The organism is Lysobacter sp. P5_B9 (assembly GCF_054049835.1).
This window is the reverse complement of the sequence record NZ_JBFULP010000001.1, coordinates 546051-565832: the sequence shown is the minus strand read 5'-3', so window position 1 is coordinate 565832 and position 19782 is coordinate 546051. Positions and strand designations below refer to the sequence as shown.

Annotated in this window: 23 protein-coding genes; 6 read left to right on the top strand and 17 right to left on the bottom strand. The window is 66.4% G+C overall.

The annotated features are described in order from the left end of the window. Positions 1-158 precede the first annotated feature (158 nt). The 3 genes from ACXJJ9_RS02630 to grxD are packed head-to-tail and all read right to left on the bottom strand — an operon-like array spanning position 159 to position 1829. Positions 159-758, bottom strand: coding sequence for a MarC family protein (locus tag ACXJJ9_RS02630; protein WP_457095706.1), 600 nt, complete (start codon positions 756-758; stop codon positions 159-161). A gap of 10 nt (positions 759-768) precedes the next feature. After that, positions 769-1512: an SDR family NAD(P)-dependent oxidoreductase gene (locus tag ACXJJ9_RS02625; RefSeq protein ID WP_457095705.1), complete on the bottom strand. Its 744-nt coding sequence runs from the start codon at positions 1510-1512 to the stop codon at positions 769-771. Then, positions 1509-1829, bottom strand: a complete 321-nt coding sequence (grxD, locus tag ACXJJ9_RS02620) for a Grx4 family monothiol glutaredoxin (protein ID WP_310051589.1) — start codon at positions 1827-1829, stop codon at positions 1509-1511. The genes ACXJJ9_RS02625 and grxD overlap by 4 nt, the downstream gene beginning before the upstream one ends. Before the next feature lie 166 nt (positions 1830-1995). Here grxD and sodB point away from each other — a divergent pair, with 166 nt between their 5' ends. Next, positions 1996-2574 carry a superoxide dismutase [Fe] gene (gene sodB / locus ACXJJ9_RS02615; RefSeq protein ID WP_457095704.1) on the top strand — a complete coding sequence of 193 codons (579 nt, stop codon included), beginning with the start codon at positions 1996-1998 and terminating at the stop codon, positions 2572-2574. Between the two features lie 145 nt (positions 2575-2719). Further along, positions 2720-3220 (top strand): hypothetical protein, encoded by a 501-nt coding sequence (locus ACXJJ9_RS02610; protein WP_457095703.1) that lies wholly within the window; start codon positions 2720-2722, stop codon positions 3218-3220. 22 nt (positions 3221-3242) lie between these two features. On the opposite strand, the gene ACXJJ9_RS02605 is transcribed toward ACXJJ9_RS02610, so the two are convergent. Then, a complete protein-coding gene (locus tag ACXJJ9_RS02605) occupies positions 3243-4388 on the bottom strand; it encodes a 5-(carboxyamino)imidazole ribonucleotide synthase (protein ID WP_457095702.1) in 1146 nt (381 codons plus the stop codon). 10 nt (positions 4389-4398) lie between these two features. Next, positions 4399-4902 carry a 5-(carboxyamino)imidazole ribonucleotide mutase gene (gene purE, locus ACXJJ9_RS02600; protein WP_457095701.1) on the bottom strand — a complete coding sequence of 168 codons (504 nt, stop codon included), beginning with the start codon at positions 4900-4902 and terminating at the stop codon, positions 4399-4401. A gap of 57 nt (positions 4903-4959) precedes the next feature. Here purE and ACXJJ9_RS02595 point away from each other — a divergent pair, with 57 nt between their 5' ends. Continuing rightward, positions 4960-5229: a Trm112 family protein gene (locus ACXJJ9_RS02595; RefSeq protein ID WP_457095700.1), complete on the top strand. Its 270-nt coding sequence runs from the start codon at positions 4960-4962 to the stop codon at positions 5227-5229. Further along, positions 5226-6113 carry a carboxylating nicotinate-nucleotide diphosphorylase gene (nadC, locus tag ACXJJ9_RS02590; RefSeq protein WP_457095699.1) on the top strand — a complete coding sequence of 296 codons (888 nt, stop codon included), beginning with the start codon at positions 5226-5228 and terminating at the stop codon, positions 6111-6113. The genes ACXJJ9_RS02595 and nadC overlap by 4 nt, the downstream gene beginning before the upstream one ends. 90 nt (positions 6114-6203) lie before the next feature. Here nadC and ACXJJ9_RS02585 read toward each other — a convergent pair whose 3' ends face one another. Next, entirely contained in the window at positions 6204-6983 is a 780-nt protein-coding gene (locus ACXJJ9_RS02585; RefSeq protein ID WP_457095698.1) for an FHA domain-containing protein, read from the bottom strand. A 65-nt stretch (positions 6984-7048) separates the two neighbouring features. On the opposite strand from ACXJJ9_RS02585, the gene ACXJJ9_RS02580 reads away from it, so the two are divergent. Beyond that, complete coding sequence (locus ACXJJ9_RS02580; protein WP_457095697.1) at positions 7049-7372, top strand: DUF3301 domain-containing protein; 324 nt, start codon at positions 7049-7051, stop codon at positions 7370-7372. A gap of 26 nt (positions 7373-7398) precedes the next feature. On the opposite strand, the gene ACXJJ9_RS02575 is transcribed toward ACXJJ9_RS02580, so the two are convergent. The 6 genes from ACXJJ9_RS02575 to ACXJJ9_RS02550 all read right to left on the bottom strand — a co-directional run bounded on the left by ACXJJ9_RS02575 (position 7399) and on the right by ACXJJ9_RS02550 (position 12544). After that, positions 7399-7893, bottom strand: a complete 495-nt coding sequence (locus ACXJJ9_RS02575; RefSeq protein ID WP_457095696.1) for a ClpXP protease specificity-enhancing factor — start codon at positions 7891-7893, stop codon at positions 7399-7401. A gap of 88 nt (positions 7894-7981) precedes the next feature. Continuing rightward, positions 7982-8617 carry a glutathione S-transferase N-terminal domain-containing protein gene (locus ACXJJ9_RS02570; protein WP_310053803.1) on the bottom strand — a complete coding sequence of 212 codons (636 nt, stop codon included), beginning with the start codon at positions 8615-8617 and terminating at the stop codon, positions 7982-7984. 175 nt (positions 8618-8792) lie between these two features. Continuing rightward, positions 8793-9542: a cytochrome c1 gene (locus ACXJJ9_RS02565; RefSeq protein WP_457095695.1), complete on the bottom strand. Its 750-nt coding sequence runs from the start codon at positions 9540-9542 to the stop codon at positions 8793-8795. After that, complete coding sequence (locus tag ACXJJ9_RS02560; protein ID WP_457095694.1) at positions 9535-10803, bottom strand: cytochrome b; 1269 nt, start codon at positions 10801-10803, stop codon at positions 9535-9537. The genes ACXJJ9_RS02565 and ACXJJ9_RS02560 overlap by 8 nt, the downstream gene beginning before the upstream one ends. A 3-nt stretch (positions 10804-10806) precedes the next feature. Then, a complete protein-coding gene (gene petA / locus ACXJJ9_RS02555; RefSeq protein ID WP_457095693.1) occupies positions 10807-11430 on the bottom strand; it encodes a ubiquinol-cytochrome c reductase iron-sulfur subunit in 624 nt (207 codons plus the stop codon). Between the two features lie 175 nt (positions 11431-11605). Then, the gene (locus ACXJJ9_RS02550; RefSeq protein ID WP_457095692.1) at positions 11606-12544 is read right to left on the bottom strand and encodes a lytic transglycosylase domain-containing protein; all 939 of its coding nucleotides are present in this window, start codon (positions 12542-12544) and stop codon (positions 11606-11608) included. Positions 12545-12709: 165 nt separating this feature from the next. Here ACXJJ9_RS02550 and miaB point away from each other — a divergent pair, with 165 nt between their 5' ends. Then, positions 12710-14110: a tRNA (N6-isopentenyl adenosine(37)-C2)-methylthiotransferase MiaB gene (gene miaB, locus ACXJJ9_RS02545; RefSeq protein ID WP_457095691.1), complete on the top strand. Its 1401-nt coding sequence runs from the start codon at positions 12710-12712 to the stop codon at positions 14108-14110. A gap of 63 nt (positions 14111-14173) precedes the next feature. On the opposite strand, the gene ACXJJ9_RS02540 is transcribed toward miaB, so the two are convergent. The 5 genes from ACXJJ9_RS02540 to ACXJJ9_RS02520 all read right to left on the bottom strand — a co-directional run bounded on the left by ACXJJ9_RS02540 (position 14174) and on the right by ACXJJ9_RS02520 (position 19721). Then, complete coding sequence (locus ACXJJ9_RS02540) at positions 14174-15262, bottom strand: ABC transporter permease (protein WP_457095690.1); 1089 nt, start codon at positions 15260-15262, stop codon at positions 14174-14176. Further along, positions 15259-16185, bottom strand: coding sequence for an ATP-binding cassette domain-containing protein (locus ACXJJ9_RS02535; protein WP_457096146.1), 927 nt, complete (start codon positions 16183-16185; stop codon positions 15259-15261). The genes ACXJJ9_RS02540 and ACXJJ9_RS02535 overlap by 4 nt, the downstream gene beginning before the upstream one ends. 26 nt (positions 16186-16211) lie before the next feature. Further along, complete coding sequence (locus ACXJJ9_RS02530) at positions 16212-17159, bottom strand: HlyD family secretion protein (protein ID WP_457095689.1); 948 nt, start codon at positions 17157-17159, stop codon at positions 16212-16214. 59 nt (positions 17160-17218) lie between these two features. Then, complete coding sequence (locus ACXJJ9_RS02525) at positions 17219-17824, bottom strand: TetR/AcrR family transcriptional regulator (RefSeq protein ID WP_457095688.1); 606 nt, start codon at positions 17822-17824, stop codon at positions 17219-17221. A 226-nt stretch (positions 17825-18050) separates the two neighbouring features. Beyond that, on the bottom strand, positions 18051-19721 hold the full coding sequence (locus tag ACXJJ9_RS02520; RefSeq protein ID WP_457095687.1) for an amidohydrolase: 1671 nt from the start codon (positions 19719-19721) through the stop codon (positions 18051-18053). Positions 19722-19782: the final 61 nt, after the last annotated feature.

Genomic DNA, 19782 nt, shown 5'->3' with positions numbered 1-19782 from the left:
GACGCGCCCGCATCCAGCCGGCACGCTGCAAACTGATTTATTGGAGCCCCTGACCCCACCGGAACCGGTTGGGTTAACGCCAGTTTAACCCATACTGCGGCGGATTCATGTCAAGTCCGTGACGCGGTCACGGAATCTCGCGCTCCGGTGAGCCGGGCTCAGGTGCCCGGCGCGATCTTCAGGTAGGTGCCCAGGCCGTCCAGGAACATCTGGACCGAGATGGCCACCAGCAGCATGCCCATGAGCCGCTCCACGGCCATCAGCACGCGGGTGCCCAACCACTTGTAGAGATAGGTGGCGCTGAAGAGGATTGCTGCGGTCGCAGTCCACGCCAGCAGCAGCGCAAGGCTCCAGTCGGCCAGGCGGCCCGGATCGTTGCTGCCCATCAGCATCACCGCGGCCATGCCGGAGGGACCGGCAACCAGGGGGATGGCCATGGGCACGATGAAGGGTTCGCCCCCGGGCAGTTCGCCCATCAACCCTTCCGGCGGCGGGAAGATCATGCGGATGCCGATCAGGAACAGCACGATGCCACCGGCGATCGACACTGATTCCTGGCGCAGGTGCATCAATTCCAGGGCGTACTTGCCACCCCATAGGAACACCATCAGCACGCCCAGTGCGATCAGCAGTTCCCGCGCCAGTACGATCCGCTGGCGTCGCGCCGGCAGCCCGCGCAGCAGGCTGAGGAAGACGGGGATGTTGCCCAGCGGATCCAGGATCAGGAACAGCAACAGGGCGGCTGAGGCGATCGTCATCAGAGTACGGTCACGAGTCGGGCGTCCAGATCCGGCCGCGGTGGCCGGCGCCTTCCGGCGACAGCAGGGTAACGCAGGCCTGCGCGTAGGCTTCCGGATCGCGACCGACGCGATCGGTCTCCTCGAGGTATGCCTTGGCCCGAAGCGGCGTGCGCATGGGGCCCGGCTGCAAGCCGGAAACCCGGATCCTCGAACTCTCCACTTCCGACTGCAGCATGCCGATCAGCCCGGCCATCGCATGCTGGGCCAGCCCATAACCACCCCAGTACGCACTGCCGACCCGCGCGAGGTCATCCAGCACGAACACCACCGCCGCGTCGGCGGCCTTGGCCAGCAATGGCATGCAGGCCTGCGTCAGCCACCAGCGCGCGGTCAGGTTGACGTGGATGGCGCGTGCGAATGCAGCCGGGTCCGTCTGCTGGAGCGGAGTGAGCCCGGCAAAATTTGCCGCGCAATGCAGGACACCATCGAGGCGGCCGAGTTCGCTTTCGATCTGTTGCGCCATGTGCGCGTAGTCATCGGCCGAAGCGCCTTCCAGGTCCAGCGGATACAGCAAAGGCTCGGGCCCGACGGCCGCGACGGCGTCATACACGCGATTCAACTTCGGCACCTTGCGCCCCAGCAGCACGACCGTCGCACCCGCGCGCGCGCAAGCGACGCTGGCGACGCTGCCCAATCCGCCATGCGCGCCGGCGACCAGCACGACGCGGTCCTTCAATGCCGGTTCCGAACCCGGCGCGGCGGCGGCACTCACTGTTGCTGGGCTTCGCTGATCATGCGGGCCAGCTCGCCCGACTCGAACAGCTCGAGGGTGATGTCGCAGCCGCCGATCAGCTCGCCGTTGATGAAAAGCTGCGGGAAGGTCGGCCAGTTGGAATAGCGCGGCAGGTTGGCGCGCACTTCCGGATCTTCGAGCACGTTGATGGTGTGCAGCTGGCCGGCGCCGGCGGCCTTCAGCGCCTGCACGGTGCGGCTGGAGAACCCGCACATCGGGAACTGCGCGGTGCCCTTCATGAAGAGGACGATCGGATGGCCTTCGACTTCGGCCTGGATCCGTTCGATGACAGACATGGACTACTCCTGGGATAAGGCGCTGCGCAGAAGCGGAAGGCGCGTCTCCGGCTCGTGAGGACCGGGCAGCTGAACGTGGGGATACAATGCGTATTGTAAAAGCTTTCGCCCCGCCGCCGCCCATCCGGCGCGGCCGGCGCCCCTTCCAGCCAGCAAGGAGCCAGCCATGGCCATCGAACTGCCCGCCCTTCCCTACGACCGCACCGCGCTCGAACCGCACATCTCGGCCGAGACGATCGACTACCACTACGGCAAGCACCACCAGGCCTACGTGACCAACCTCAACAACATGATCGCGGGCACCGAATTCGCCGACATGCCGTTGGAGGACATCATCCGCAAGTCGCAGGGCGGCATGTTCAACAACGCCGCGCAGGTGTGGAACCACACGTTCTACTGGAACTGCCTCAAGCCCAATGGTGGGGGCGAGCCCACCGGCAAGCTGGCCGACGCCATCAGCAAGGCCTTCGGTGACTTCGCCAAGTTCAAGGAAGAGTTCACCAAGGTATCGGTCGGCACCTTCGGTTCGGGCTGGGGCTGGCTGGTGCAGCGTCCGGACGGTTCGCTGGCACTGGTCAGCACGTCCAACGCCGCCACGCCGCTGACCGGCGAGGACACGCCGCTGTTGACCTGCGACGTGTGGGAACACGCGTACTACATCGACTACCGCAATGCGCGCCCGAAGTACGTCGAGTCGTTCTGGAACCTGGTCAACTGGGATTTCGTGGCTTCGAACCTGCGTTGATCCGAGCGCCACGCATCGGGCACCGAACGGCCGGGCAATCCGGCCGTTCCTGTTTCTGGCCTATGTCGCCGCAGAATCTGACCTTTGGCACCTAGCCGGACCGGCGCGGACCAATAAGCTGCCGTGAACTGAACAAGGACCCGTCATGGCCGCACCCGCGCTTCCTGCCCTGCTTCCCTACGCCCTTACCGCCGGCATCGGCTGGATGTACTACGGGCGCATTCGCCGCCAGTTCGGCAGGCAACCGTGGCAACCCCGCCGCACGCTGGCGCGGATCGCCCTGCTTGCGCTGGTGCTGGTGTCGCTGGTCCTTGCAGGCATCTTCGTTCCGCACGCGGGCTGGGCGGTTGCAACGGGGCTCGCATCGGGGCTGGCGCTGGGTTTCTACGGGGTGGCGCTGACGCGGATCGAAGCGGCGGAGGGCATGCGCAGCTACGTGCCCAATCCATGGATCGGCGGCGCATTGTCGGCGCTGCTGCTCGGCCGGCTCGCATGGCGCGTCCTGCATGGCGGCTTCATGCAGCAGGCAGGCACGGGAGCCAGCCCGCTCACTCTCGCTTTCGCCGCGGCGCTGATCGGCTACTACCTCACCTACTCGATCGCACTGACCTTGCGGATGCAGCGACTGGCGGCGCCGGCCGGCTGATCGATGAGCCGATCCCGAGGGATCAACCGCCGCGCAGCGCCGCGACCACCGGCGCCACCTGCGCTTCGCGTCCCAATGCCGCCCCGGTACGCTGCAGCGTCACCGCCAGGTCGCTTGCGGAATCCGCGCGCAATGTCGCGTGGCCGACCTTGCGGCCAGCGCGCGGCTCCTTGCCGTAGTCATGCCAGTGGCCGCCGGCTTCGCGCAGCACGACACCGGCGTCGGGCATGGACCCGATCCAGTTGAGCATGCAGGCCAGGCCCACCATGCGTGTGTCGCCCAGTGGCAGGCCGAGCACGGCGCGCAGGTGGTTCTGGAACTGCGAGGTCTCGCTACCCTCGATCGTCCAGTGTCCGGAGTTATGCACGCGCGGCGCGAGTTCGTTGGCGAGCAGTTCGCCATCGCGGCAGAACAGTTCCAATGCGAAGACACCGACGTAATCGAGGGCTTCGGCAAGCTTCTTCGCATGGTCGAAAGCGGTTTGCGCCATCGCCGCGTCGACTTTTGCCGGCGCCAGGCTGGCCGACAGCACGCCGTCGACGTGCCAGTTCTCGGTCAACGGCCACGTGCGGAACTCGCCATCGCGGCCGCGCACGGCGACTACGCTCAGCTCGCGCTCGAAGGCGATGAAGCCTTCGAGGATCAGGCCGACTGTCGTCGCCTGCGCGCCAAGCGCGTCCCACGCGGCCACGGCATCGGCGGGTGTCTTGATGCGGAACTGCCCCTTGCCGTCGTAGCCGAGGCGGCGCGTCTTCAGGATGCAGGGCGTGCCCAGCTGCGCGATCGCGCTGTCGAGATCCTCGCGTGAGGCAATCGCGGCGAACTCCGGAACCGGGATGCCGAGTTCGCGGAACAACGTCTTCTCTGCAAGGCGGTCCTGCGCCACGGCGAGCGCACGCGGTTGCGGGAATACCGGCACGCGCTCGGCCAGCCACTGCGCGGATTCGGCCGGTACGTTTTCGAAGTCGAACGTGGTGACGTCCACCCGGGACGCGAACTCGCCCAGCGCCTTCTCGTCGCGCCAGTCGCCGACGATCAAAGGCGCGAATTGACCGGCGCAGGCGTCGGCAACCGTGTCCATCACCAGGAAGCGCAGGCCCAGTGGCGCACCGGACAACGCCATCATGCGGGCAAGCTGGCCGCCGCCCAGGATTCCTACCGTGGTCATCGTGTGCCGGTCACTTGCGCGGATCGTCGTTGGCGATCACGTCGTCGGTCTGCTTCGCGCGAAAAGCTTCGAGCGCGGAACCGATCTTGGGGAATTCCTTCGCCAACATCGCCGCCGCGAACAAGCCCGCATTCGCGGCGCCCGCGTTGCCGATGGCGAACGTCGCCACCGGGATGCCGGCGGGCATCTGCACGATCGACAGCAGCGAGTCCATGCCGTTCAGCGCCTTGCTCTGGACCGGCACGCCCAGCACCGGCACCGCGGTCTTGGAGGCGAGCATGCCCGGCAAGTGCGCGGCGCCACCCGCGCCGGCGATGATCGCGCGCAGGCCGCGCTGCGCGGCGGTTTCGGCGTACGAGAAAAGCACGTCCGGGGTCCGGTGCGCGGAGACCACGCGGATCTCGTGCGGAACTCCGAGTGCTTCGAGCCGGGCGGCTGCGTGCTGCATCGTCTCCCAATCGGAGCGCGAGCCCATGACGATGCCGACGAGCGGGGCTTCCCCTGTTGCTGCCATGACGGATCCAAGCCTCAAAAAGGTATTCTACCGGCCTTCCGCCGCGCCTTCATCGCCATGGATCGCAAACTGCTGGACCTGCTCGTCTGCCCTACCACCCGCCAGCCGCTGGCCCTGCTCGACGGTCGCGGCCTTCAGGCCGTGAATGCGGCTATCGCCGCGGGCGACGTGATCCGCGGCGATGGCAGCGCCCAGGCCGAGACGCTGCACGAAGCCCTGGTGACCCGCGATCGCAAGACGGTGTACCGCCTGGATGACGGCATCCCGGTACTGCTGGCCGAAGAGGCCATCGCCACTGCGCAGATCGTAGGCTTTCCGCAGGCATGAGCGGCGCCGCCGTGAAGGGTGATTTCCTGCCGCCGCCGGCCGAAGTCATCGAGGCCGATGTCGCGCGGGCCCTGGCCGAAGACCTGGGCAACGGGGACGTCACCGCGACCCTGCTGCCGGACGTTGCCGACAGCGCCTACCTGCTGTGCAAGGAAGACAGCATCGTCTGCGGTCGTCCCTGGTTCGATGCCTGCCATCGCGCGCTCGATCCGGACGTGCGCATCGACTGGCACGTAAGCGAGGGGGACCGCGCCGCCAAGGGCATGGTGCTGGCGACATTGCAGGGCCGTGCACGCTCCCTGGTCAGCGCCGAACGAGCATCGCTCAATTTCCTGCAGACGCTTTCCGGGACGGCCACCGTCACCGCCCGCCACGTCGAGGCCGTGCGCGGTACCGGCGCTCTCATCCTCGACACCCGCAAGACCATTCCTGGCTTGCGGCTGGCCCAGAAGTACGCGGTGCGTGTGGGCGGCGGCGCCAACCACCGCATGGGCCTGTACGACGCGGTGATGCTGAAGGAGAACCACGTGCGCGCGGCAGGCTCGATCACCGGTGCGATCCATGCCGCGCGTGCCATGCATCCGTCCTTGCCGTTGATTGTCGAAGTCGAATCGCTGGCGCAACTCGAGGAAGCGCTGCGGGAAGGCTGCACGCGCATCCTGGTGGATGACTTCGACGCTGCGATGCGCCGCGAAGCCGTGCGCATGGCCCGCTCCGCGCCGTTCAACGGCACCATCCCGCTCGAAGTCTCCGGCGGCGTGGACCTGGAGACGCTGCGCGCCATCGCGGAAGATGGCGTGGATTGCATCTCCATCGGCGGACTCACCAAGCATGTCCATGCGATCGACCTGTCGCTGAAGCTGGGACCGCCCCCGGCGGGTTGACTCGCCGCTGGAGAGGGACATGCCGGCACGCATACGAAAAAGGGCAGGCCCGCGCGGACCTGCCCTTTTTTCTTTCGTATGTGCGGTGCCCTAGCCGTTGCTCACCACGATGGTGATCACCGCCGCCGCAACCGCGATCACCAGGCCAATCCAGAGCCAGCTGCTTCCGCGCGGCGCGCCGTGCACCTTCGTCGCCTCGACGTGCACCGGTTCGTGGCCAGCCGCACCGACCAGGCGGAAGCGCAGCTTGTCGAAGCCGATCTCGTCGCCCATGCGCGCCCGCTCCCTGATCACGCGGCGATCGTTGAGGGACGTGCCGTTGGTGGAGTTCAGATCCTCGATCGTCACGCCGTCCTCGCCCGGGATCAGCCGCGCATGCACGCGCGAGAGCCCCAGATCATTGATGTGGATGTCGCACTCCGGCGAACGGCCGATCGTCACGGGCCCCTGCAATGGATAGCTGCGACCGAATGCACCACCGGTGACGCCGCGCAGCACATACATGGGCACCACGTGCCGCACCGCGGTGACGCCCGGGTCGTCGTTGGCCGCGTGCGGATAGCCGCCGTCGCCGCCACGAGGTGCGACGGCGTCGATCGCGGCCAGGCGCGCCAGCACATGGTCGAAGGTGACGCTGTCGCCGGGACGCAGGGCGATCAGGCCATCAACATGCCGCCCGTTCACGCTGACGGTGGTGCCCGAAGGCACCTCCAGCATCACGCCGGTCGCACTGACGTGCAGCTGGCAGTGCTGAGGCAACACGCCAGGCGTGTCCAGCACGATGTTCGACCCAGGATCGGAACCGATGCGGTTGACCCCGGGACCGAGCAGAACCTGCGGGTGTTCACCACCCGGAAAAACAAGCTTCATCGGTGCGCCGCCCTCCCGGCGAACGTAGACTTGTGGCGAGCATTCTGCGCCACTACCTTTGGTTCATGCCGACTCTAATCCTCCTGATGATCGTGTCTGCGACCGTGTTCGCGTTCTGGAACGCGAGCCGCGCTGCTGCTGAACGCGCCGAAGCGCTGGGGCGTGACGCGTGTCGCATCGCTGGCGTGCAATGGCTGGACCACAGCGTCCATGCCATCGGCCTGCGCGTGTGCCGGCAGGAGAGCGGCTGGCTCGGCTTCGAGCGCACGTTCCGGTTCGACTACTCGCACACTGGCGAGGATCGGCATATCGGTCGCCTGGTGCTGCGCGGCGACCGGCTCGTGTCATTCAGTGGGCCGGTAATGCCGTCGGTGGCGCAGTTCCACTGAGATTGCGCGGAACGCGGATCGACCGTTTACTTGACGATGCGCAGATGCCCACTGCGGCGCGGCGTGGGCGTCGGCGGGTCGTCGCCATCGTCCGGGGCACCCTCGTCAGGCACGATGCTAAGTGGCGCGTGGGAGACTTCGTCCGCGTCGGTTTCCATTACGACATCGGTCTCGTCCGCCGCATCGGCCAGCGAGTCCTCCGGCAGTGCCATGCCCTGCCCCGTTTCACGCGCATAGATGGCCAGCACGGCCGACACCGGCACGGATACCGAGTGGCTCACGCCGCCGAATCGGGCGCTGAAACGGATCACGTCATTGCTCATCTGCAGCCCGGCGACGGCGCGCTCGGCGACATTCAGGACAATGCGACCGTCCTTGACCGCGTGCACGGGCACCTGCACGTGCGGACGGGTGGCATCGACCAGGAGGTGGGGCGTCATGCCGTTGTCGGCGATCCACTCGTACAGCGCCCGCAGCAGGTACGGGCGGTGGCTGGTCATGATGGTGCTGTCTTCGGTCATGCGGGAAGTGTAGCGCCGCGCCAGCCTTCCAGAAATGCGAAAAGGCCCGGAGTTCCGGGCCTTGTCACAGTGCATTCGGCGGACCGGCCTAGGCCGGCATCTCGCGCAGCTTGCGCTCGGCGTCGGTGAGACTCCGGGTAAAACCGGGATTGCGGAAGATCCGGTTGCCGTAGTCCTCGATCACCTTGCCGTCCTTCGGCAGCGGCACGCCCAGCGCCGGCAGGCGCCAGATGATCGGTGCCATCGCACAGTCGGCCAGGCTCATCTCGGGATTGAGGAAGAACTTGCTGGCCTTGAACAGCGGCACCGAGGCCGTGAGGAGTTCCTTGAGGCGCTTGCGACCGGCTTCGGCCTGGACCTTGTTGCCGAGCTGGATCGCCTGCACCTGCGGCACCCAGTCGTGTTCCAGGCGCAGCATGGCCAGGCGCAGGCGCGCACGGGACAACGGGTCCACGGGCATCAACGGCGGATGCGGGTAGCGCTCGTCGAGGTATTCGCTCACCACGCTGGCGGCGTACAGGACCAGGTCGCGTTCGACCAGGGTCGGCACCGAGTGGTACGGGTTGAGGTCGACCAGGTCTTCCGGCGGATTCTGCGGATCGACCGGAATCAGATCGTAGGTGACGCCCTTGGCTGCCAGTACCAATCGCACGCGATGGCACAGCACGCAGTCGGTGGAAGAAAACAGAGTCAAGGCATTACGCATACGTGGACTTGCCGCCATCATCGATTGCTCCTGCGTTCGGTCTGGCCCGGCCATCCGCCGGTCTCAGGTCGCCGCCCACCCCCTGCGTGCGGTCGCCTAGGCTCCCGAGACTAGCGTTACTGCCTGAAAAAGTCGCCCCCCGGGACCCCAGATGCAAAACGCCCGGCTTGAAGCCGGGCGTCTTGGGAAGCGGTCAGTGCACGTCCTTCCAGTATTCGTGCTTCAGCAGGTAGGCCAGGAGGGTAAAGGCGGCCAGGAACAGGACCACCCACACGCCGAGCTTCTCTCGCTTGAGGACGGCCGGCTCACCGGCGTACTCGAGGAAGGTCGTGATATCGCGGACCGACTGGTCGAACTGCTCCGGGGTCTGCGTACCCGCCGTGGCGACCTTGAGGCCGTGGACCGGGCGCTCGCCCGTGGCCTTGTCCGGTTCGCCGTACTCGGCGTGCTGCAGGCCCTGCATCTGCCACAGCGGATTCGGCATCGACGCGTTGGGGAACAGCTTGTTGTTCCAACCCAGCGGGCGGGTCTCGTCCAGGTAGAAGGACTTCAGGTAGGTATAGATCCAGTCACTGCCGCGGACGCGCGCGATCAGGCTGAGGTCCGGCGGCATCTTGCCGAACCACTGCTGGGCGTCGGCCTCGGTGAGGGTGACCTGGACCTGGTCGCCGATCTTGCCGCCGCTGAGATTGAGGTTCTGCATCACTTGTTCTTCGCTCAGCCCGAGGTCCTCGCCGAGGCGCGAGTAACGCAGGTACTTGAGCGAATGGCAGCCCGAGCAGTAGTTCATGTACAGCTGGGCGCCACGCTGCAGCGACGCGCGGTCGCCGAGGTCGGTACCCGAGTGCAGCAGGTTGCCGCCCTCGTTGGCGAAGGCCGAGACCGAAACCAGCAGGCCTGCCGCGAGGCCGGCCAGGGTGCGGACGAGATTCATCTTAGTCATGCGTCGTCACCCGTTCCGGCACCGGCTTGGTCTTGTCGAGTTTGGTCCACACCGGCATGGTGATGAAGAAGGCGTAGTACAGGAAGGTCAGCACGCGGCCGATGATGGTTTCGACCGGGTCGGTACCCGGACCGGCGCCGATCTTCATCAGCCACAGGAAGCAGAATGCAAAGCCGAGCAACATCGCCCACGACAGCTTGCCGCGATAGCGGAACGAGGTGACCCGGCTGCGATCCAGCCAAGGCACCAGGAACAGCAGCACGATGGCACCGAACATCACCAGCACGCCCCACAGCTTGATGCCGAAGAACGACGGGACCACGCGCAACATCGCGTAGTACGGGGTGAAGTACCAGACCGGCTTGATGTGCTCCGGCGTCACCAGCGGATTGGCCGCGGTGAAGTTGTCGTGCTCGAGGAACCAGCCGCCGAAGGTCGGGGCGAAGAAGATGATGAAGGCCGCCAGGATCAGGAAGAAGGCGACGCCGAACGTGTCCTTCACCGTGTAGTACGGGTGGAAGGGAATGCCGTCGGCCGGCTTGTTGGCGTCCCAGCGGTTGCCCTTCGGGCCCTTCTTGATGTCGACGCCGTCCGGGTTGTTGGAACCGACTTCGTGCAGCGCGCCCAGGTGCAGCACGACGAGCAGCAGCAGCACCAGCGGCAACGCGATGACGTGCAGCGCGAAGAAGCGGTTGAGCGTCGCGTCGGACGGGATGTAGTCACCCATGATCCATTCGGTCAGGCCCGTGCCGATCTTCGGGATCGCGCCGAACAGCGAAATGATCACCTTGGCGCCCCAGAACGACATCTGGCCCCATGGCAGCACGTAGCCCATGAATGCCTCGGCCATCAGCACGAGGTAGATCACCATGCCGAGGATCCAGACCATTTCGCGCGGCTTCCTGTACGAGCCGTACATCAGGCCGCGGAACATGTGCAGGTAGACGACGATGAAGAACAACGAGGCGCCGGTACTGTGCATGTAGCGGATCAGCCAGCCCCACGACACGTCGCGCATGATGTACTCGACCGAAGCGAACGCTTCCGCGGCGCTGGGCTTGAAGTGCATCGTGAGGAAGATGCCGGTGACGATCTGGTTGACCAGCACCAGCAGTGCGAGCGAACCGAAGTAGTACCAGATGTTGAAGTTCTTCGGCGCGTAGTACTCGGTCATGTGCTTGCGGTACATCGGCATGAGAGCCGGCGCCCGGTCGTTGACCCAGTTCGCGACGTTGTTGACGGTGCGCGTAATCATGCTCATGGCTTACGCAGCTCCTGCAGTGCTTTTACCAACCGGATCCACGCCGATCACGATCGTGTTGTCGTTTTCGAAGTGGTACGGCGGAACCGGAAGGTTCGCCGGCGCCGGCATGCCCTTGAAGACGCGGCCCGCGGAGTCGTAGCGCGACTTGTGGCAAGGGCAGAAGTAACCACCCTTCCATTCGGGATCGAACGGCTCCGGCTTGATCTCCGGCTTGAACTCGGGAGCGCAGCCCAGGTGGGTGCACACACCGATCAATACCATCAGGTCCGGACGGATCGAACGCGTCGCGTTCTTCGCATAGGCGGGCTGCTGGTCGCTATTGTCCGACTTCGGATCGAGCAGCAGGCCATCGAGCGACGGCAGCACATCGAGCATCTTCTTGGAGCGGCGCGCCACGTAGACGGGCTGGCCGCGCCAGGCGAGCGTCAGCTGCTGGCCTTCCTGCAACGCAGTGATGTCCTGGGTCACAGGAGCGCCGGCCTGTTTGGCACGCTCGCTGGGACTCCATGACTTGATGAACGGTACCGCCGCAAATCCGGCCCCGACCGCGCCGACCACCGCAGTAGTCGTGGTCAGGAAACGGCGGCGGCCCTGGTTGACGGGGTGGTCCCCTTGGTTGGCCATCCGGCACTCCGCAAAGCTTGTGAACGAGTCACCGCAGGCCCTCGCCAACGGCGACGGCTTACGGCGTAAAAAGACGGCGAAGTGTAACGGAACGGTGAATGACCCGACAATCCGGCGAAACCGGAGCCATCGCGGGATCTGGAATGCCGGGCAGGTTTTCCGCCCTGCGGCTGCTTCAGCGCGAACCGGCGCCCGCGCCCGTGGCTGCCATCGTGGTCTTGCCGCCGGCGCTGCGGTAGCGATCCGCAAGCACCGCCACGCGCTGCACATAGCGCTGGGTCTCGGCATAGGGCGGAACGCCCTTGTACTTGTCTACCGCCCCCTCACCGGCGTTGTAACCGGCCGCGGCGAGCTTCACGTCGCCGTTGAAGCGCTTGAGCAGCCAACCGAGGTACTGGACGCCACCGCGGATGTTCTGCGCCGGGTCGAAGGCATTGGAGACGCCGAAGCGGCGCGCCGTCGCCGGCATGAGCTGCATCAGTCCCTGCGCCCCCACCCGGGAAAGCGCTCCGGGGTTATAGGACGACTCGGCATGGATGATGGCCCGCACGATGGCCTCCTCCACCCCGAACTGCGCCGCCGAGCTGGCGATTTCGGCGTTGTACGCCGTGGTGTTGAGCCGGATATTGCCGAAATTGACGCCTGGCAGCGCACCGCAGGCATAGCAGTTCTCGATCTGGAAGATCGGGAACTCGACCCGGCTCACCTTGACGTTGGCCACGCCTTTCGGCCGGCGGTTGCTGTAGTTGCGCACGCCGTTGGCGTCGATGTACGAGTAGGTCAGGGACGAGCCCATGCGCACGAAACGCGCCTTCATGCTCGCGTCACCGACAGGCTTGGGGGTGACGGTCGCCGGCGAGCCGGTCACGGTCATGGCGGGAGTCGCCGTCCCCACTCCGGTCCCTGCGCCGGTCGCAACTGCCGGCGCGGCGGCCGCCGCGCGAATGTGCTTTTCCGGCTGGTAGCTGATGACGGTGCATCTGGCACCGGCAACGCGCTTGCTGGCGTAGGCACGGGTGCCGTCCGGGCTGTCGCAGCGATAAAGGTTGCCCGCCCACGCCGGCGTCGACGCCAGCGCAGCCACTGCCACCAGAATTCCCCGGAGCCCCCTCATTCGGCGGACTATCCCCTCATTGAAAAGTCTTTACAAGCCGTTGATTTATATGAACGCGACGCCTATCGCGTTTCGGCCAGCGAGGGCGTGGACCTGCACACCGGCCCCTGTCCTACAATGCGCGCCCCGGCGCGGAGTAACCGCCGCCCTCCCGGATTCAACTCAATGACCGATCGCACCGCCACCGCCGAGGCCGCCCCGGCCTCCTCGCCCCTGCCGCCGAAGGGGAAGCTCTTCATCGAGACCCACGGCTGCCAGATGAACGAGTACGACTCGGCCAAGATGGCCGACGTCCTTGCCGCCAGCGACGGCCTCGAACTGACTACCAACGTCGAGGAAGCCGACGTCATCCTGATCAACACCTGCTCGATCCGCGAGAAGGCACAGGAAAAGGTGTTCAGTCAGCTTGGCCGCTGGAAGTCGCTCAAGGAGAGCGGGCTCAAGCAGGGTGGCAAGCCGGTGGTGATCGGAGTCGGTGGCTGTGTGGCCTCGCAGGAAGGCGAAGCCATCATCAAGCGTGCCCCCTACGTCGACCTGGTCTTCGGCCCGCAGACCCTGCACCGCCTGCCCGAGCTCATCCAGGCCAAGCGCGACACAGGCCTGCCGCAGGTCGACATCAGCTTCCCCGAGATCGAGAAGTTCGATCGCCTGCCCGAGCCGCGTGCCGAGGGCGCGAGCGCCTTCGTCTCGATCATGGAAGGCTGCAGCAAGTACTGCTCGTTCTGCGTGGTTCCCTATACCCGCGGCGAGGAGATCAGCCGTCCGTTCGAGGACGTGCTGGTCGAAGTCGCCGACCTTGCCGCGCAGGGCGTGCGCGAGGTCAACCTGCTCGGCCAGAACGTCAACGCCTACCGCGGTCCCTACGGGGACGGCGAGATCGCGGACCTCGCCCTGCTGATCCGCGCCATTGCCGAGATCGACGGCATCGGCCGCATCCGCTTCACTACCTCGCACCCGCTGGAATTCTCGGATTCGCTGGTCGAGGCTTATCGCGATGTGCCCAAGCTCGCGAATTACCTGCACCTGCCGGTGCAGGCCGGCAGCGACCGCGTCCTCGCGGCGATGAAGCGCGGCTACACCGCGCTGGAGTTCAAACAGAAGATCCGCAAGCTGCGCGCGGTGCGGCCGGACATCTCGGTCTCGTCCGACTTCATCGTCGGCTTCCCGGGCGAGAGCGACGCCGACTTCGAAAAGACCATGAAGCTGATCGAGGATGTCGGTTTCGATCAGTCGTTCTCGTTCATCTATTCGCGCCGCCCCGGCACGCCCGCCGCCGATCTCGAAGACACCGTCGGCAGCGAGGAGAAGCACGCCCGCCTCTCGCGCCTGCAGGCCACGATCAACGCCAAGGCGCGTGAGATCAGCGACGCCATGGTCGGCAGCGTGCAGAGCGTGCTGGTCGAGGGACCGTCGAAAAAGGACCCGAACGAACTCACCGGCAAGACCGAGAACATGCGTTCGGTGAACTTCCCGGGCAATCCGCGCCTGGTCGGGAAGTTCGTCGATGTGGTCATCACCGGGGCGATGAGCAATTCGCTGCGCGGGCGCCTCGCGATCGCAGACTGAGTGCCCCCGGGCCGCTGGCTTGCCGCCACCGGCCTGGGCGGAGTTGCCAGCATCGTGGCTTCCTCAGTCGAGGCGCTTGGTGAAGCGCAGGATGGCCGTGGTCATCATCAAGGTGATGAACGCAACCAGCGCCAGCACCTCCGGCCAGAGTTCGAAGATGCTCGCCCCGCGCAGCATCACGCCGCGGATCAGCCGCAGGAAGTGCGTCAACGGCAACACTTCGGCCAGGTACTGGATGATCTTCGGCATGCCCGAAAATGGAAACATGAAACCCGACAGCAGGATCGACGGCAGGAAGACGAAGAACGTCATCTGCATCGCCTGGAACTGGGACTGCGCCTTCGTCGAGATCATCAGGCCCAGCGAGAGATTGGCCAAGATCAGCAGGATCGTGGCGGCGTAGACGTCCAGCACACTGCCCCGCACCGGGACGTCGAACAGCCAGGCACCGAGCAGCAGCACCAGCGTCGTCTGGATCAGGCCGATCCCCGCGAACGGCAGCACCTTGCCGATCATCAGTTCACTGCTGCTGACAGGCGTCGCGATCAGCAACTCCATGTTGCCGCGTTCGCGTTCACGGACGATGGCGACCGCGGTGAAGAGCACCATCGTCATCGTCAGTATGATGCCGATCAGTCCGGGAACGATGTTGATCGCCGAGCGCCGCTCCGGGTTGTAGAAGCCGACGACGCTGATCTGCGAAGGCTTCGGCTTCACGTACGCCGCGCTGTCTAGCGGCGTCTGCGCCAGCTGCACGGCCGCGGCCTGCACCGCGGTGTCGCTACCATCGACCAGCACCTGCACGGCTTCACGCCCGTCGACGCGGCGGCGTTCGAAATCCGGCGGCACCACCACGCCGACGCTGATCTCGCCCCGCCGCAGCATCGTCATGAGCTCCTGTGGGCTGCTCGCGTCGCGTACCGGGTTGATGACCCCGGTGTTCTGCATGTCCATGACGAGCGCGCGCGACCCCGCGGTGGCGGCCTGGTCGGAAATCGCGGTATCCAGGTCGCGCAGGGTGAAGTTGATGGCGTAGCCGAACAGCACCAGCTGCATCACCGGAATGCCGACGATCATCGCCAGCGTGATCCGGTCGCGGCGCATCTGCCGCAGTTCCTTCACCATGATCGCGAAGAGGCGGCGGGTGCTCATGCGGCCTCCTCTGTCTTGGCGGAGCCGCGGGTGGCGGCGACGAAGACGTCTTCGAGGTTGGGTTCGGAAGGTTCGACCGTGGCGACGACGCCGGCCCCACGCAGCACCTCGGCGATGCGTCCGGCGGCATCGCCGTTCTCGCCCGTGAGCACGCGCAGCGTGTTGCCGATCTGCGCCGCGCTGATGACGCCAGGCGTCGCGATCAGCGCCCGCTGCGCGCTGCGCGGATGGTCCGCGAGCACCGCCAGCGTACGGCCAGCAATGGCGCTGGTGAGCTCGGCGGGCGAGCCGTCCGCGACGAGCACGCCGCGGTCGAGGATCGCGAGGCGGTGACAGCGTTCGGCTTCGTCCATGTAGTGCGTGGAAACGAGGATGGTCGTACCAGCGTCGGCCAGCTCGAAGAGTTTCTCCCAGAAGTCGCGGCGCGATTCGGGGTCGACGGCACTGGTGGGCTCGTCGAGGAACAGCAGTTCCGGCTTGTGGATCACCGCGCCCGCGAGTGCGAGGCGCTGCTTCTGGCCGCCGCTCATCGTGCCGGCGAGTTGCTTCTGGCGATCCTCGAAGTGATAGAGCCCGACCAGCTCGTCGATGCGTTGCCTGGCCTTCGCTCGTGGAATGTCCTGCACGGCGGCAAGGAATTCCAGGTTCTCGCGCACGCTGAGGTCGTCGAACAGCGAGAACTTCTGCGTCATGTAGCCGATGCGGCGCCGCAATGCTTCCGCCTGTTTCGGCAACTGCAGTCCGAGCACCTCGATGTCGCCCTCGGTCGGTGTCATCAGGCCGCAGAGCATGCGGATGGTGGTGGTCTTGCCGGAGCCGTTGGGGCCGAGGAAGCCGTAGACGTTCGCCTTCGGTACGCTCAGGTCGACGTGGTCGACCGCCACGAGATCCTTGAAGCGCTTGGTCAGGCCGCGCGCGCGGATGACAAGGTCATCGGCTGGCTGCGCGTTCATTTGCCGAACTCCACGCGCACCGGCAGGCCCGGTGGCAGTGCGGCCTCCTTCGCATTGATCGCGACTTCCGCGACATAGCTAAGGCGCGCGGCGTCCCTTCCTATCAATGCGTAGTACGGCGTGAACGTCGGCTCGGTGCGGACCAGGCGCACGGTGCCGGCAAGTCCGTCCTTGTGCCCGTCGACGAACACACGTGCCGCGTCGCCCACCTGGACGTGGGTGCGGATGGGTTCAGGCACGTACACGCGTGCATAGGGCGCGCCGACGAGCAGGATCGCGAGCGGCTGGCCCACGGCGGCCTGGTCGCCAAGCTTGAACGGCAGGCTGTCGACCAGCGCGTCGCGCGGGGCGACGAGGGAGAGCTTGTCGAGCGTCACCTGCTGCGCCGTGGCCTCCGCTTCGGATGCGGCGAGCGCCGCCTGGCCACGCGCGATCTGTTCGCGTCGCGTACCCGCTTCAAGTTCGAGGAGCGAAGCCTGCATCGCGCGTACGGATGCGGCCGTGTTTTCGGCACTGGCGCGCGCCCGGTCGACTTCGGCGGCGGCGATCAGCTGCTGGCGCCCAAGCGGGCGTACGCGTGCGTAGAAGTCGCTCGCCTCGCGCGCCTGCGCCTGCGCGGCCGCGAGTTGGGCACGCGCCTGCGCGATCGTCTCCGAACGCGGGCCCGCCTCGAGCTCTTCCAGCGATGCACGCTGCGCAGCGGCCTGCGCACGCGACGCTTCGGTCGCCGAACGCGTGCGATCGAGTTCGAGGCGCAGGATCGGCTGGCCGGCTTTCACGCGCTGCCCTTCGCGCACGTCGATCGCTGCGATGCGTTCGGCGGCGGGCGCGGGGAGCGTGATGCGGTCGTACTCGAGCGTGCCCAGGGCCTGGGGCGTGTCGTCTCTACAGGCCGACAAGAGCGCGGCGAGGACGACCAACAGCTGCGTGCGGAGGGAACGCATGGCATGGGTTCTCGTGGCAATCGTGCGGGCGTGCATCGCGCGCATTGGGATCATTGGGATCAGGAGGCGCCGATGCCATGGTCCAGCAACGCAATCGCGTGATTGCGCATGGTCGAGGCGTCGATGTCGTCGGCGGCGAACAACCGGCGCCAGATCGGCGCGCCGGCGGCTGGGAACAGGGTCAGGCCGATCAGCGAGGTGACGAGCAATCGCGGATCCAGGTCTGGACTGAGCTCGCCGGCTTCCTGCGCGGCGGCGAAGCGCGCGGCGAGCAGTTGCGGCATCTGCGGCGCGACGGTGGTGAAGAGCACTTCGCGCAGCGCGCCGCCTTCGCACAGCACTTCGCGCACCCATAACGGCGGCAGCCAGGGATGGCGTTCGACGGTCGCGCACATTCCGCGGACGAAGCCTGCGATGAGCCCGGAGATGTCGTCCCCCGCCTGCATCGTGGACTCGCGGACTTCGTCGAACGCCGGCATCACGCGTTCGGCGATGACGGCCTGTTGCAGCTGCGTCTTGTCGCCGAAGTAGTAGTGCAGCAGCGCAGGGGTTACCGCGCCTTCGCTGGCGATGGCACGCAGCGAGGTGCCGGCGATGCCGTCACGGGCGAAACAGGCGACCGCGGCATCGAGCAGGCGGGCCCGCAGGTCGGGGCCGTCGCCCATCGGGCGGCCCGGGGTGCGCTTGGGTTTTCCAGGGGCCCGGACGGACCGGGTTCCGCTGGAAACCTTGGTTTTATCGGGGCGCGTATCAGTCACGGTGCAATAATTAATTCAATGATCAATTATTTGCAAGGACGAACCGACGGACGGCCTTGCCCCGGCGGGAACAATGAGGAACCGCACTTACAGGGCGGAATCGCCCCCCTGCCCCATGCACTCTTGCGCCCGCTTATTTCCCGCCGGCGCGATAGACCGGCCGGCCATCCACATAGGTGGCCTGCACGGTCAGGTTGCGCAGTTGCGCAGGATCGATCGCCAGCGGGTCCTCGGCCACGATCACGAAGTCGGCGCGCTTGCCGACTTCGAGGCTGCCGACCTCGGTCTCCGCGAATCCCGCGTACGCGGCGTCGAGGGTGAAGCCGCGCAGCGCCTCGTAGGCCGTCAATTTTTCCTCGGGGCGCCAGCCGCCAGCAGGCTGGCCTTCCCCATCGGCCCGTGTGGTAGCGGCATACAGGCCAAGGCGCGGATCCACCGACTCGATCGGGAAGTCGGAACCCAGCGCCAGCCGCGCTCTGCTGTCGCGCAGCAACCTCCACGCGTAGGCCCCGACGATGCGCTGCGGACCAATGCGCTGCTCGGCCCATGGCATGTCGCTGGTGGCATGCGTGGGCTGCATCGAAGCGATCACGTGCAACTGGGCGAGGCGTGGAATGTCGTCGAGGGCCAGCACCTGGGCGTGTTCGATGCGCCAGCGATGGTCGCTCTTCGCGGCATCGTCGCCGAGCACGCGTGCATAGGCATCCAGCACCTCGCGATTGCCGCGATCGCCGATGGCATGCGTAGCCACCTGCACGCCGCAACGCTTCGCCTTTTCCGCGATCTTCGCCAGCGCATCGGGCGGGGTAAGCAACAGGCCGCGGTTGCCGTGGTCGTCGCTGTAGTCCTGCAGCAAGGCCGCGCCGCGACTGCCCAGCGCGCCGTCCATGTAGAGCTTGACCGTGCGCATCTTCAATCGCCCGGCGGGGTGCGCGTACAGGCCATCGCTGCAAAGCCTGGCCAGCGCCGCACCGTCGGCATCGGCCATCGCGGTGATGCGAAGCGGCAGCTTTCCGGCATCGGCGAGCCGGGTGTAGCGCTGCAATTGGGTTAACGGAATCCCGGCGTCGTGCACTCCGGTCAGCCCGTGGGAGACCGCTTCCTGCATGCCCAGTTCGAGCGCGCGCGTTGCGGTGGCCTCGTCCAGCGGCGGCATTGCGGCATCGACCAGATCCTGCGCGTTGTCGATGAAGACGCCGGTGGCGCGCCCCTGCGCATCGCGCACGATGCGGCCGCCGTCTGGCTGGCACTCGCCGGCCAGGTCCCGCTTCAGCAGGCGCATCGCGGCGCTGTTGGCCCAGGCGGCGTGGCCATCGATGCGGCGCAACCACACCGGCCGGTCCGGGAAAACCGCGTCGAGCTCGACGGCCGTCGGGAACTCCTTTTCCGGCCAGTCGTTCTGGTCCCAGCCGCGGCCCAGCAGCCAGGCCTGCGGCGGCAGCTCGCGGGCGAAATCGCGCAGCCGCTGCAGGATGTCCTGCTTGTCCCGGGTGCCCCTGAGGTCCACCTGCAGCTTCGTCAGCCCGAGCCCCTCTACGTGGCCATGGGCATCGATCAGACCCGGGATCACGGTCGCATTGCCCGCCTCGATGCGCTTGGCACCGGGATAGCGCGCCAGCAATTCCGCCGTGCCGCCCAATGCCAGGATGCGGCCATCACCGTCGTAGGCCATCGCCTGCGCGTGAGGCTGCTCGTGATCCATCGTGTGGATTCGCGCGGCGCTCACCACGGTGACCGGTAGCGTGCCCGCAACGGAAACATGCGACACGAACAACAGCGCCAGCAGGATTCGGATATCACGCATCGACCAGTCCCCCTTTCCACCCCAGGCGTCGACTTTGCGAAAAAGCCCCCACAGGCGCAAG

What these genes read in the sequence shown, in the direction of transcription:
- ACXJJ9_RS02630 (WP_457095706.1), bottom strand. Translation starts at nt 758, where the DNA reads ATGACGATCGCCTCAGCCGCCCTGTTGCTGTTCCTGATCCTGGATCCG.
- grxD (WP_310051589.1), bottom strand. Translation starts at nt 1,829, where the DNA reads ATGTCTGTCATCGAACGGATCCAGGCCGAAGTCGAAGGCCATCCGATC.
- sodB (WP_457095704.1), top strand. Translation starts at nt 1,996, where the DNA reads ATGGCCATCGAACTGCCCGCCCTTCCCTACGACCGCACCGCGCTCGAA.
- ACXJJ9_RS02610 (WP_457095703.1), top strand. Translation starts at nt 2,720, where the DNA reads ATGGCCGCACCCGCGCTTCCTGCCCTGCTTCCCTACGCCCTTACCGCC.
- ACXJJ9_RS02605 (WP_457095702.1), bottom strand. Translation starts at nt 4,388, where the DNA reads ATGACCACGGTAGGAATCCTGGGCGGCGGCCAGCTTGCCCGCATGATG.
- purE (WP_457095701.1), bottom strand. Translation starts at nt 4,902, where the DNA reads ATGGCAGCAACAGGGGAAGCCCCGCTCGTCGGCATCGTCATGGGCTCG.
- ACXJJ9_RS02595 (WP_457095700.1), top strand. Translation starts at nt 4,960, where the DNA reads ATGGATCGCAAACTGCTGGACCTGCTCGTCTGCCCTACCACCCGCCAG.
- nadC (WP_457095699.1), top strand. Translation starts at nt 5,226, where the DNA reads ATGAGCGGCGCCGCCGTGAAGGGTGATTTCCTGCCGCCGCCGGCCGAA.
- ACXJJ9_RS02585 (WP_457095698.1), bottom strand. Translation starts at nt 6,983, where the DNA reads ATGAAGCTTGTTTTTCCGGGTGGTGAACACCCGCAGGTTCTGCTCGGT.
- ACXJJ9_RS02580 (WP_457095697.1), top strand. Translation starts at nt 7,049, where the DNA reads ATGCCGACTCTAATCCTCCTGATGATCGTGTCTGCGACCGTGTTCGCG.
- ACXJJ9_RS02575 (WP_457095696.1), bottom strand. Translation starts at nt 7,893, where the DNA reads ATGACCGAAGACAGCACCATCATGACCAGCCACCGCCCGTACCTGCTG.
- ACXJJ9_RS02570 (WP_310053803.1), bottom strand. Translation starts at nt 8,617, where the DNA reads ATGGCGGCAAGTCCACGTATGCGTAATGCCTTGACTCTGTTTTCTTCC.
- ACXJJ9_RS02565 (WP_457095695.1), bottom strand. Translation starts at nt 9,542, where the DNA reads ATGACTAAGATGAATCTCGTCCGCACCCTGGCCGGCCTCGCGGCAGGC.
- ACXJJ9_RS02560 (WP_457095694.1), bottom strand. Translation starts at nt 10,803, where the DNA reads ATGAGCATGATTACGCGCACCGTCAACAACGTCGCGAACTGGGTCAAC.
- petA (WP_457095693.1), bottom strand. Translation starts at nt 11,430, where the DNA reads ATGGCCAACCAAGGGGACCACCCCGTCAACCAGGGCCGCCGCCGTTTC.
- ACXJJ9_RS02550 (WP_457095692.1), bottom strand. Translation starts at nt 12,544, where the DNA reads ATGAGGGGGCTCCGGGGAATTCTGGTGGCAGTGGCTGCGCTGGCGTCG.
- miaB (WP_457095691.1), top strand. Translation starts at nt 12,710, where the DNA reads ATGACCGATCGCACCGCCACCGCCGAGGCCGCCCCGGCCTCCTCGCCC.
- ACXJJ9_RS02540 (WP_457095690.1), bottom strand. Translation starts at nt 15,262, where the DNA reads ATGAGCACCCGCCGCCTCTTCGCGATCATGGTGAAGGAACTGCGGCAG.
- ACXJJ9_RS02530 (WP_457095689.1), bottom strand. Translation starts at nt 17,159, where the DNA reads ATGCGTTCCCTCCGCACGCAGCTGTTGGTCGTCCTCGCCGCGCTCTTG.
- ACXJJ9_RS02525 (WP_457095688.1), bottom strand. Translation starts at nt 17,824, where the DNA reads ATGGGCGACGGCCCCGACCTGCGGGCCCGCCTGCTCGATGCCGCGGTC.
- ACXJJ9_RS02520 (WP_457095687.1), bottom strand. Translation starts at nt 19,721, where the DNA reads ATGCGTGATATCCGAATCCTGCTGGCGCTGTTGTTCGTGTCGCATGTT.